The organism is Streptomyces johnsoniae, from assembly GCF_031845565.1.
Lineage (GTDB): Bacteria > Actinomycetota > Actinomycetes > Streptomycetales > Streptomycetaceae > Streptomyces > Streptomyces johnsoniae.
Window position 1 is genome coordinate 94,962 of sequence record NZ_JAVREV010000008.1, and the last position, 13,966, is coordinate 108,927.

General features: G+C 69.6%; 1 protein-coding gene. It reads right to left on the minus strand.

All coding sequences use genetic code 11. From position 1 onward, the window contains the following. Window positions 1–5: 5 nt before the first annotated feature. Complete coding sequence (locus RM779_RS16235) at window positions 6–13,898, minus strand: type I polyketide synthase (RefSeq protein WP_311618405.1); 13,893 nt, start codon at window positions 13,896–13,898, stop codon at window positions 6–8. Window positions 13,899–13,966 lie beyond the last annotated feature (68 nt).

Genomic DNA, 13,966 nt, shown 5'->3' on the forward strand with positions numbered 1-13,966 from the left:
CGTGATCATCGCGAGCCCCCCAGTTCCTTGTTGATGAAGTCCAGCACCTCATCGGCAGAGGCTTCGTCAAGCTGCCCGGTGATGGCTTGCCGTCCGGTGGCGCCGGGGTCGGATTCGTTGGAACCGCTGCTGCGCAGCCAACGGGACAGCATGGTCTGCATGCGTTCAGTGATGTCCTGGCGCACGTCGGCGCCGCCTTCAATGGATTCCAGTGCGGCGGCCAACCGGTCCAGGTCGGCTAGCACCGCATCTTCCTGGCCGGCGCCATCTGTAGCCCCGCCGCTATCGACGAGTTCGCCTCGTATGTACTCGGCGAGCGCGGCGGGGTTCGGGTAGTCGAAGACCATCGTCGAGGGCAGCCGCACTCCGGCCGCCGTCGACAAGCGGTTCCGCAGCTCGACCGCGCCAACCGAGTCGAAGCCCAAGTCCTTGAACGCCCGCTGCGGCAGCACATCCTGCACGGATTCGTGCCCGAGCACGGCCGCGGCGTTACTGCGCACCAGGTCCGTCAGTACCTGCCGCTGCTCACCCACCGGCATACCCGACAGCCGCGCCGTCAGCTCAGAGCCATTGGCGGAGGCGCCGGGATCGGCTTCGGCCGCGAGGATCGCGCGGACCTCGGGCAGGGCGGACAGCAACGGGCTGGGGCGATGCAGGGTGTAGGTCGGCACGAACTGCGCCCAGTCGAAACCGGCGACCGTGACCGCGCCCTCGTCCGCATCCAGCACCTGGCCCAGAGCCCGCATCCCGCGCTTGGCGTCGATGCCCTCCATGCCGTAGTGCAGCAGCCGGTCCCCGCCTTCACTGGCAGCCATACCGATCCCCGCCCACAGGCCCCACGCCACCGAACTGGCCGCAAGACCACGGCCCCGCCGGCTGTCACACAGCGCGTCGAGGTACGCGTTCGCCGCCGCGTAAGCGCTCAGCCCGCCGCTGCCCCAGGTGGCAGCGCCGGAGGAATACAGCATGAACGCGTCCAGGTCCCGGTCCGCGGTCAGCTCATCCAGCACCGCCGCACCACCGGCCTTCGCCGACAGCATGGCCGACAGATCAGCCACCTCGACTTCCGCCACCAGTTTGCCGCTGCTCAGCCCGGCGGCGTGCATCACCGACGACAGACCCACACCCGTGGCGTCCATCCACGCCAGCAGCGCACCCGTCGCCTCACGATCCGCCACATCGGAAGCGACCACGTCCACCGCCGCACCCGAAGCAGCGATCGAAGCAGCCAGCCCCGCCACCCCCGCGGCCCCTGGGCCGGACCGGCTGGTCAGCACCACCCGCTCCGCACCACGCTCAGCCACCCAACCCGCCGTAATCGCACCCACACCACTCGTACCACCCGTCACCAGCACCGCACCCCCAGGCCGCCACTCCTCCCCCACCACAGGACGACCCGCACGCTCCAACCGCCGACCCAGTACCCCACCCGAACGCACCGCGACCTGATCCTCACCACCATTCGCGAGCACCCCGACCAGCCGCGCACCCACCCGCCCATCGAACTCCGCAGGCAGATCAACCAGACCACCCCAACGCCCAGCCAACTCCAGCCCCGCCGTCACACCCAGACCCCACACCTGCGCCTGCACCACACTGGTCGGCACCTCACCCGCACCCACCGCACCCCGCGTCAGCACCCACAACGGAGCCTCCACCCCAGCACCGCCCAACGCCCGCACCAACTCCACCGTCGCCACCAGACCAGCCGGAACCACCGGATACTCCGGATGCCACGCCTCCGACATCGCCAACGTCGACACCACACCCGCGACACCCGCGACCACCGACGCATCGACCCCGGCCGGGCCAGCGACAGTGACCACCTCGGCACCACACCCGGACAGCGCCTCCGCAACAGCCTCGGCATCCGCACCCTCACCCACCACCAGCCACGACCCCGACAACACCACACCCGACTCCACCACCGGAACCGGCACCCACGAAACCCGATAACGCCAATCAGCAACCTCCGCATCCACCCGACTCCGCCGCCGGTAATCGACCAGCGCAGGCAACACGGCTGCCAGGCTGCCACCGTCATCGACATTCAACGTGGCAGCAAGCTCATCCAGGTCACCGCCCTCAACTGCCGCCCAGAACTCCGCATCGCCCTCGGAAACCACCGTCTCCGGAACGCGCTCGTCCTCCGGCCAGTAATGACGGTGCTGGAACGCATACGTCGGAAGTTCCACAGCCGTGCCGCTGCCGAGAACCGTTGCCCACTCCACCGGAACGCCCTGGGCCCAGGCCTCGGCGAAGGAGGTCAGCAGACGCTCGGCGCCGCCCTTCTCCCGCCGCAGCGTCCCGACCACCACAGCATCACCCTGCACCACATCGCCGATGGCGCCGGTGAGCGCGGGGTGCGGGGAGGTCTCGATGAACACGCCATGCCCCGACTCACCCAGAGTCCGCACCGCCCGCTCGAACTCCACCGTCTCCCGCAGCGAAGCGAACCAGTAACCCGCGTCCATCTCCGGACCATTGATCATGTCGCCACTCATCGCGGACACCATCGGGATACGCGCCTCACCCGGGACGATCCCCTCCAGGGCGGTCAGGATCTCCTCGCGCAACTCCTCCACCTGCACACTGTGCGAGGCATACGCAATCGGAACCCGCGAAGTCCGCACCGACTCACCACACACAGCCGCGAACTCATCCAACGCCCCCGGCTCACCCGACACCACCGACGACAACGGCCCGTTCACCGCCGCCAACGACAGCCGCCCCTCAAACGCCGCCAACCGCTCCCGCACCGCGTCGGCCGGCTCGGCGACCGACAGCATCCCGCCACGCCCATCCAGCGCACTCAACGCCCGCGCACGCAACGCCGCCACCTTCGCCCCATCCTCCAACGACAACACCCCAGCCACCGTCGCCGCCGCAATCTCCCCCAGCGAATGCCCCACCACCGCATCCGCCACCACACCAGCCGCCTCCCACACCCCGGCCAGCGCCACCGTCACCGCCCACAACGCCGGCTGCAACACATCCGCAGCCTCAAAATCATGCCGACCCGCCAGCACATCCCCCAACTCCCACTCCACAAACGGAGCCAGAGCCGCCCCACACTCCGCGAGCCTGGCCGCGAACACCGGCGAAACCTCCGCCAACTCCCGACCCATCCCCACCCACTGACTGCCATGCCCAGGAAAGACGAACACCGTCTTCCCCACCCCAGCCGGAGCCACCGCCCCGGTCACCACCCCAGCGGCAGGCTGATCCGTCGCCACCGCCGCCAACCCCGCCAGCAGCACCTCACGCTCCGACCCCAGCACCACCGCACGATGCTCAAACACCGACCGCGTCGCCACCAACGACCACGCCACATCACCCACGGCGACCTCGGGCCGCCCGATCACGTGCTCCCGCAACCGGCCCGCCTGACCCGCAAGCGCCGCAGCACCATGGCCGGAGACCGTCCACGCCGGAAGAGCAGGCGACAACACCGCGGCAGGAGCCACGACCGGCTCCTCCTCAGCCACCGCCGCTTCGTTCTCCTCCGGGGCCTCTTCCAGGATCAGGTGCGCGTTCGTGCCGCTGATGCCGAACGCCGACACACCGGCCCGCCGCGGCCGGTCACCCGGCTGCCACTCCCGCGTCTCCTGGAGCAGCTGCACGTTCCCGGCCGACCAGTCCACGTGCGTGGACGGTGCCTCTGCATAGAGCGTCTTCGGCAGGACGTCCTTCTGCATCGCCAGCACCATCTTGATCACACCGGCAACGCCGGCCGCCTGCTGCGCGTGACCGATGTTCGACTTGATCGACCCCAGCCACAGCGGGCGGTCCCCTTCAGGACGCTCCTGCCCGTAGGTCGCCAGCAGCGCCTGCGCCTCGATCGGGTCACCCAGCTCCGTGCCCGTGCCGTGCGCCTCCACCACATCAACATCCGCTGCCGACAGCTGCGCGTTCGCCAGCGCCGCACGGATGACGCGGCGCTGGGAAGGACCGTTCGGCGCGGACAAACCGTTCGACGCACCATCCTGATTCACCGCACTGCCGCGGATCACCGCAAGCACCTTGTGCCCGTTACGCCGTGCGTCCGACAGCCGCTCCAGCATCAGCATGCCGACACCTTCAGCCATGCCCATACCGTCCGCACCATCCGCGAACGCCTTGCACCGCCCGTCAGAAGCCAGGACCCTCAGCCGCGAGAAGCCCACGAACTCACTCGGGTCGGCCATCAGCATCACACCGCCGGCCAGCGCCATCGAGCACTCACCGCCACGCAACGCCTGCGTTGCCTGATGCAGGGCGACGAGGGAAGCGGAGCACGCGGTGTCCATCGACATTGACGGGCCGGTCAGGCCGAGCGTGTAGGAGATCCGGCCGGACAGGACGCTCAGCGCGTTGCCTGTCATCAAGTGGGCCTGGGCGTCCGGCTCTCCGGCCACTGCGGCGATGTAGCCGGAGGGAGCGGCGCCGACGAAGACGCCCGTGCCCGAGCCCTTCAGCGAAGCCGGGTCGACGCCCGCCCGTTCGATCGCCTCCCAGGAGGTCTCCAGCAGCAGCCGCTGCTGCGGGTCCATCGCCAACGCCTCACGCGGACTGATCCCGAAGAACCCGGCATCAAACTCCGCAGCCCCCGAAAGGAAACCCCCCTCCACCACATACGTCGAACCCTCAGCATCCGGGTCCGGATCAAACAACGCCTCCGCATCCCAACCGCGATCCACCGGGAACCCCGAAATCGCATCCCCACCCGAAACCAGCAACTCCCACAGTTCCTCAGGACTCCGCACCCCACCCGGATAACGGCACGCCATCCCCACAATCGCAATCGGCTCCGACGGCGCCGCAGCGGCCACCGCCACCGCCTCGTCCGAGGCCGTGCCCAGCAACCGGGACAAGATCTCCTCGGCCATCGCTGTCGGGTTCGGGTGGTCGAACACGGCCGTGGAAGGCAGTCGCACCCCGGCAGCGGTGTTCAGCTGGTTCCGCAGCTCCACCGCGGTCAGCGAATCGAAACCGACATCCCGGAACGCCCGCTCGGCCGGCATCTCGGCAGTGGACTCGTATCCCAGCACAGTGGCCGCGTGGGAGCGCACCAGCTCAATAACCGTCCGACGACGGTCAGCTGCGGGCATCCCGGCCAGCCGGGACGCGTACTCCCCACGTTCCGCGGCCTGCGACTCCCCAGAGCCCGCCGGGTCGGTCGCCTCGCGCGCCTCCGGAATCGTCTCCAGCAGCGGACGCGGACGAGCCGCACTGAACACCGGCGCGAACCGGTCCCACTCCACATCCGCGACCGCGATGAACGTTTCATCGTCGTTGAGGACTTCGCCGAGCGCGATCAGCGCCCGGTCCGCGTCCAGGAAGTGCATGCCCTGCCGTCGAAGCCGACTCGGGGTCACCCGGCCAGCGCCCTGATCGAGGGCGGCGTCCACTATGTCCCAGTCTCGGCTGTCCCACACGCCCCAGGCGATGGACGTGGCCGGCAGGCCACGGGCCCGCCGCTCCTCAGCCAGCGCATCCAGGAACGAGTTACCCGCCGCGTAGGCGCCGTGGTCGTTACTGCCCCACGTCGCCGAAATCGACGAGAACAGCACAAACTCATCGAGATCAAGAGCGGCCGTCGCCTCGTCCAAGTGCACCGCCCCGAGCGCCTTCGCACCCAGCGCCGCGGACAGACCCTCCCGCTCGGTCTCCTCCACCCGCGCCAGGTAAGGCAGGTTCGCCGAGTGCAGAACGGTCGACAGCCCAGGACCGGACTCCTCAAGCCAGGTCACCATCCCGGCCACCTGCTCACGCACACCCAGATCGCAGCTGATCACCTCAACATCCGACCCCGCGTGCGCCACCGACGCGGCAAGCCCGGCCAGACCCTCCGCGGACGGACCCGAACGCGACGTCAGCACCACACGCGGCGCGCCACGCTCAGCCAGCCACACACCGACACTGACACCGATCGAGCCCGTGCCACCGGTCAGCAGCACCGTCCCCCGCGGCTGCCAGGCCTCACGGCCACCAGCCCTCGCCTCGGCCCGCACCAGACGCCGCAGGAACACACCCGAAGGCCGCAGCGCGACCTGGTCCTCACGACCGTCCGCCAGCACCGACACCAACCGGGCCGCGCTCTGGGCATCGAACTCCGCCGGCAGATCGATCAGACCGCCCCAGAAGTCCGGGTGCTCCAGGCCGACCGCACGACCAAGACCCCACACCTGCGCCTGCGCCGGGCTGGTCGTCGCCTCACCCGCACCCGTCTGCACCGCACCCCGCGTCACCACCCACACCGGAGCCTGCACCCCGGCCCGAGCGAGGACCCGCACCAGGTCCACCGTCGCCGCCGTGCCACGCGGCACCCACGGATACTCCGCATCCGGCGACTCATCCAGCGCCAGCAACGACACCACACCACTCACACCCGCCACCACAGAGGCGTCCAACTCCTCAGGCCCGGCAACCGCAACCACCTCGGCACCATGCCCCGCCAGCACACCGGAGATCACCGACGCCTCCGGCGCCTCACCCACCAGCAGCCACGTCCCCGACAGCGAAGCAGCAACGCCGTCCCCGCCGGTCTGCTCCCACGCGATGCGGTAACGCCAGTCGTCCACCGACCACGCCCGCTGCACCTCACGGACCTCGGGCCAGAACCGACGCCGCTGGAAGGCATACGTCGGCAGTTCCACAGCCGTGCCGCCTCCGAGGAGCACCGTCCAGTCAACGGCGACACCCTGAACGTAAGCCTCGGCGAATGACGCCAGCAGACGCTCGGCACCACCGTTATCCCGCCGCAACGTGCCGACCGCAAGGGGAGAAGTCTCCTCCAGAGTCCCGGAGATGGCTTGGATGAGCACCGGGTGCGGGGAGGTCTCCACGAACACGCCGTGCCCCGACTCACCCAGCACCTGGATCGCGCGCTCGAACTCCACGGTCTCGCGCAGCGAGGCGAACCAGTAACCCGCGTCCATCTCCGGACCCGACAGCCACTCCCCGCTCATCGCGGAGACCATCGGGATACGCGTCTCGCCAGGAACGATCCCGTCCAGGACGTTGAGGATCTCCTCGCGCAGCTCGTCCACCTGGGGGCCGTGCGAGGCGTAGTCCACCGGAATCATCCGGGTCCGCACCGACTCACCACAGGACTCCTGCAACTCCCGCAGCGCATCCGGCTCACCCGACACCACCGTCGCCGAGGGCCCGTTCACCGCCGCGAGCGACAGCCGTTCCCCGAACGGGGCGATGCGCTCGCGCACCGCGTCGGCCGGCTCGGCAACCGACAGCATCCCGCCACGCCCGGCCAGCGCCGTCAACGTCCGGCTGCGCAGCGCCACGACCTTCGCCGCGTCCTCCAGCGACAGAATCCCCGCCACCGCAGCCGCCGCGATCTCACCCTGCGAATGCCCCACCACCGCATCCGGCACCACACCAGCCGCCTCCCACACCGCGGCGAGCGACACCATCACCGCCCACAACGCCGGCTGCACCACATCAGCAGCCTCGAAACCATGCCGCCCCGCCAGCACGTCCTCAAGCTCCCACTCCACGAACGGAGCCAGAGCCGCCCCACACTCCGCAAGCCGCGCCGCGAACACCGGCGAGGACTCGGCCAACTCCCGGCCCATCCCCACCCACTGCGAACCCTGACCCGGGAACACAAACACCGTCGAACCGGTACCGGCCGGGGCCACCGCCCCGCTCACCACGCCGGGCGCGGGCTGGTCGGTGGCCACCGCGGCCAGCCCGGCCAGCAGCACCTCACGCTCCGACCCCAGCACCACCGCACGATGCTCAAACACCGACCGCGCCGTCGCCAACGACCACGCCACATCAGACGCCGCCAACTCCGGCCGCCCGATCACGTGCTCCCGCAGCCGGCCCGCCTGACCAGCAAGCGCCGCAGCGCTGTGCCCCGACACCGCCCACGCCGGAAGAGCAGGCGACAACACCGCGACAGGAGCCGCAACCGGCTCCTCCTCAACCACCGCCACCGGGGCCTCAAGCGGCGCTTCCTCAACGATCAGGTGCGCGTTCGTGCCGCTGATACCGAACGCCGACACACCCGCCCGCCGCGGCCGGTCACCCGCCGACCACTCCCGCGCCTCCTGAAGCACCCGGACATCCCCCGAGGCCCAGTCCACATGCGACGAAGGGGTTTCGGCGTGCAGCGTCCTCGGCAGAACGCCGTGCCGCATCGCCAGCACCATCTTGATCACACCCGCCACGCCAGCCGCCTGCTGGGTGTGGCCGATGTTCGACTTCACCGAGCCCAGCCACAGCGGCCGGTCCTCAGCACGCTCCCGCCCGTAGGTGGCCAGCAGGGCACCGGCCTCGATCGGGTCGCCCAGCGAGGTCCCGGTGCCGTGCGCCTCCACCACATCAACATCCGCCGCCGACAGCTGCGCGTTCGCCAGCGCCGCACGGATCACCCGACGCTGCGAAGGACCATTCGGCGCCGACAGCCCGTTCGACGCACCATCCTGGTTGACCGCGCTGCCGCGGATCACCGCAAGCACCTGATGCCCGTTGCGCCGTGCGTCCGACAGCCGCTCCAGCACCACCACACCCGCGCCCTCGCCCCAGCCGATGCCGTCGGCCTCGTCCGAGAACGCCTTGCACCGGCCGCTGGAGGCCATACCGCCCTGCTCGGAGAAGTCCATGAACGCGCCCGGTGAGGCCATGACCGCGACGCCGCCGGCCAGCGCCATCGTGCACTCGCCGCCGCGAAGGGCAGTCACCGCCTGGTGCAACGCGACCAGGGAGGAGGAGCAGGCCGTGTCCACCGTCACCGCCGGGCCCGTCAGACCCAGCGTGTAGGAGATCCGGCCGGAGGTCACCGAGGAGATGGCGCCGGTGAGCCGGTACCCGTTCAGACTCTGGTCATCGATGGGCAGGCTGCTCGAATAGTCAGAGTGGCTGGCGCCGATGAAGACACCGGTGGCCGAGCCGTGCAGCGAGGACGGCGCGAGGCCCGCCCGCTCGATCGCCTCCCAGGCCGTCTCCAGCAGCAGCCGCTGCTGCGGGTCCATCGCCATCGCCTCACGCGGGCTGATCCCGAAGAAGGCCGCGTCGAAGTCCGCGGCGTCGTAGACGAATCCGCCCTGCCGGGTGTAAGCCTCCCCGGCACGGATCGCCTCGCCGCCGAACTCCTCCTCGAACGCCTCCCAGCCACGGTCGGTCGGGAACCCCGAAATCGCGTCCGTCCCGGCAGTCAAGAGATCCCAGAACTGGTCAGGTCCGTGGACGTCGCCCGGGTAACGGCAGCCCATGCCGACGATCGCGATCGGCTCGCCACCGGCCGCGGCCACTACCTGCACCGCACCCTCGGACCCGGACTCGGCCGAGCCGACGAGTTCGCCACGTATGTACTCGGCGAGCACCGCGGCGTTCGGGTAGTCGAAGACCATCGTCGAGGGCAGCCGCACACCCGCCGCCGTCGACAAGCGGTTCCGCAGCTCGACCGCGCCAGCCGAGTCGAAACCCAGATCTTTGAACGCCCGCTGCGGCAGCACATCCGCCGCCGACTCGTGCCCGAGCACGGCCGCCGCGTTACTGCGCACCAGGTCCGTCAGTACCTGCCGCTGCTCACCCACCGGCATACCCGACAGCCGCGCGGCCAGCTCCGACGTGTCCGCCGAGACACTGGGCTCCGCCTCGGCCGCGAGAATCGCGCGGACCTCGGGCAGGGCCGACAGCAACGGGCTCGGACGGCGCAGGGTGTAGGTCGGCACGAACTGCGCCCAGTCGAAACCGGCAACCGTGACCGCGCCCTCGTCCGCGTCCAGCACCTGACCCAGAGCACGCATCCCGCGCTCGGCGTCGATGCCCTCCATGCCGTAGTGCAGCAGCCGGTCCCCGCCTTCACTGGCAGCCATACCGATCCCCGCCCACAGGCCCCACGCCACCGAACTGGCCGCAAGACCACGGCCCCGCCGGCTGTCACACAGCGCATCGAGGTAGGCGTTCGCCGCCGCGTAGGCACCGAGCCCGCCACTGCCCCAGGTGGCAGCGCCGGAGGAATACAGCACGAACGCGTCCAGGTCCCGGTCCGCGGTCAGCTCATCCAGCACCGCCGCACCACCGGCCTTCGCCGACAGCAGCAACGACAGATCAGCCGCCTCAACCTCCTCCACACCCTTCCCGCTGCTCAGCCCCGCAGCATGCATCACCGACGACAGACCGACACCCGTGGCGTCCATCCACGCCAGCAGCGCACCCGTCGCCTCACGATCAGCCACATCAGAAGCGACCACGTCCACCGCCGCACCCGAAGCAGCGATCGAAGCAGCAAGCCCCGCCACCCCCGCGGCCCCTGGGCCCGACCGGCTGGTCAGCACCACCCGCTCCGCACCACGCTCAGCCACCCAACCCGCCGTAATCGCACCCACACCACTCGTACCACCCGTCACCAGCACCGCACCCCCAGGCCGCCACTCCTCCCCCACCACAGGACGACCCGCACGCTCCAACCGACGACCCAGTACCCCACCCGAACGCACCGCGACCTGATCCTCGCCACCATTCGCGAGCACCCCGACCAGCCGCGCACCCACCCGCCCATCGAACTCCGCAGGCAGATCGATCAAGCCACCCCAGCGCCCAGCCAACTCCAGCCCCGCCGTCACACCCAGACCCCACACCTGCGCCTGCACCGCACTCACCACCGACTCACCCGCGCCCGCGCCCACCGCGCCCCGCGTCAACACCCACAACGGAGCCTCCACCCCAGCACCGCCCAACGCCCGCACCAACTCCACCGTCGCCACCAGACCAGCCGCAACGATCTGATCACCGGCGAACACCGCATCATCCACCGCCAGCGTCGACACCACACCGGCCACGCCCGCGACCACCGACGCATCGACCCCATCGGGACCGGCGACGGTGATCACCTCGGCACCGCACCCGGACAGCGCCTCCGCAACAGCCTCGGCATCCGCCCCCTCACCCACCACCAGCCACGACCCCGACAACACCACACCCGACTCCACCACCGGAACCGGCACCCACGAAACCCGATAACGCCAATCAGCAACCGCTGAGTTGGCACGCTCACGCCTGCGGTAATCGGCCAGCGCAGGCAACACCTCACCCAGCCTGCCACCGTCGATGTTCAACGCCGCGGCAAGCTCCTCCAAGTCACCCTGCTCAACAGCCGCCCAGAACTCCGCGTCCCCCTCGGAAACCACACCCTCCGCAACGTGCACCTCCTCCGGCCAGTAATGACGACGCTGAAATGCATACGTCGGCAATTCCACAGCCGTGCCGCTACCGAGGACCGCCGCCCAGTCGACCGGGACGCCCTGGGCCCAGGCCTCGGCGAAGGAGGTCAGCAGACGCTCGGCGCCGCCCTTCTCCCGCCGCAACGTGCCGACCGTGACCGGGAAGGACTCCTCCAGCGTCCCGGAGACAGCCTGAATGAGTGCCGGGTGCGGGGACGTCTCGATGAACACGCCGTGCCCCGACTCACCCAGAGTCCGCACCGCCCGCTCGAACTCCACCGTCTCGCGCAGCGAAGCGAACCAGTAACCCGCGTCCATCTCCGGACCCGACAGCCACTCCCCGCTCATCGCCGACACCATCGGGATACGCGCCTCACCCGGAACGATCCCCTCCAAAGCCGTCAGGATCTCCTCACGCAACTCCTCCACCTGCACACTGTGCGAGGCATACGCAATCGGAACCCGCGAAGTCCGCACCGACTCACCACACACAGCCGCGAACTCATCCAACGCCCCCGGCTCACCCGACACCACCGACGACAACGGCCCGTTCACCGCCGCCAACGACAGCCGCCCCTCAAACGCCACCAACCGCTCCCGCACCACCTCAGCCGACTCCGCAACCGACAGCATCCCCCCACGCCCATCCAGCGCACTCAACGCCCGCGCACGCAACGCCGCCACCTTCGCCCCATCCTCCAACGACAACACCCCAGCCACCGTCGCCGCCGCAATCTCCCCCAGCGAATGCCCCACCACCGCATCCGCCACCACACCAGCCGCCTCCCACACCCCGGCCAGCGCCACCGTCACCGCCCACAACGCCGGCTGCAACACATCCGCAGCCTCAAAATCATGCCGACCCGCCAGCACATCCCCCAACTCCCACTCCACAAACGGAGCCAGAGCCGCCCCACACTCCGCGAGCCGCGCCGCGAACACCGGCGAAACCTCCGCCAACTCCCGGCCCATCCCCACCCACTGACTGCCATGCCCAGGAAAGACGAACACCGTCTTCCCCACCCCAGCCGGAGCCACCTCACCAGTCACCACACCCGCCGCAGGCTGATCCGTCGCCACCGCCGCCAACCCCGCCAGCAGCACCTCACGCTCCGCACCCAACACCACCGCACGATGCTCGAACACCGACCGCGTCACGACCAGGGAGCGCGCCACATCCGACGCCGCCAACTCCGGCCGCCCGATCACGTGCTCCCGCAACCGGCCCGCCTGACCCGCAAGCGCCACCGCACTACGACCCGACACCACCCACGCCGGAACACCAGGCGACAACACCGGCAACCCCGGCTCGCCCTCGCCCTCGACGTCCGCCGTTTCCTCGTCGGCAGACGCCTCTTCAAGAATCACGTGCGCGTTCGTGCCGCTGATACCGAACGCCGACACACCCGCCCGCCGCGGCCGGTCACCCGCCGACCACTCCCGCTCGTCCTGGAGCAGCTGCACGTTCCCGGCCGACCAGTCAATGTGTGACGAGGGCGTTTCGGCGTGCAGCGTCTTCGGCAGGACACCGTTCTGCATCGCCAGCACCATCTTGATCACACCGGCGACACCCGCCGCCTGCTGCGCGTGACCGATGTTCGACTTGATCGAACCGATCCACAACGGCTGGTCCTCGGTGCGTTCCCGCCCGTAGGTGGCCAGCAGGGCACCGGCCTCGATCGGGTCGCCCAGCTCCGTGCCGGTGCCGTGCGCCTCCACCACATCAACATCAGCCGCCGACAGCTGCGCGTTCGCCAGCGCCGCACGGATGACGCGGCGCTGGGAAGGACCGTTCGGCGCCGACAAACCGTTCGACGCACCATCCTGATTCACCGCACTGCCACGGATCACCGCAAGCACCTTGTGCCCGTTGCGCCGCGCGTCCGACAGACGCTCCAGCATGACCATGCCCGCACCCTCGGCCATGCCCATCCCGTCCGCACCATCCGCGAACGCCTTGCACCGCCCGTCCGAGGACAGCGCCCGCAGCCGCGAGAAGCCCACGAACTCGCTCGGTTCGACCATCAGCATCACACCGCCGGCCAGCGCCATCGAGCACTCATCGCCGCGCAACGCCGTCACCGCCTGATGCAGAGCCACCAGCGACGACGAACACGCCGTGTCCACCGACACCGCCGGACCGGTCAGACCCAGCGTGTAGGAGATGCGCCCCGACAACACACTCAGCGCGTTACCCGTCACCAAGTGCGCCTGGGCATCCGCCTCCTCGGCCACGGCAGCGATGTAGCCGGACGTGGCCGCACCGACGAAGACGCCCGTACCCGACCCCTTCAGCGAAACCGGGTCGATCCCCGCCCGTTCGATCGCCTCCCACGACGTCTCCAGCAGCAGCCGCTGCTGCGGGTCCATCGCCAACGCCTCACGCGGACTGATCCCGAAAAAGGCCGCGTCGAACTCCGCAGCCCCCGAAAGGAAGCCACCCTCCACCACATACGTCGAACCCTCAGCATCCGGGTCCGGATCAAACAACGCCTCCGCATCCCAACCGCGATCCACCGGGAACCCCGAAATCGCATCCCCACCCGAAGCCAGCAACTCCCACAGTTCCTCAGGACTCCGCACCCCACCCGGGAAACGGCACGCCATCCCCACGATCGCGATGGGCTCTCGGTTTCGCTCCGTCACCTCACGCAGCCGCGCCCGCGTGGTGCGGAGCTTCGCGGTGGTCTGCTTGAGGAAGTCGAGGAGTTTTTCCTCGTTCTGCATCGTCCTTTTACCCTTCGACCTGTTCGGGAGTGCGGTGGAGCCGGCGGGACCCGCCGGGACGGGCGGGG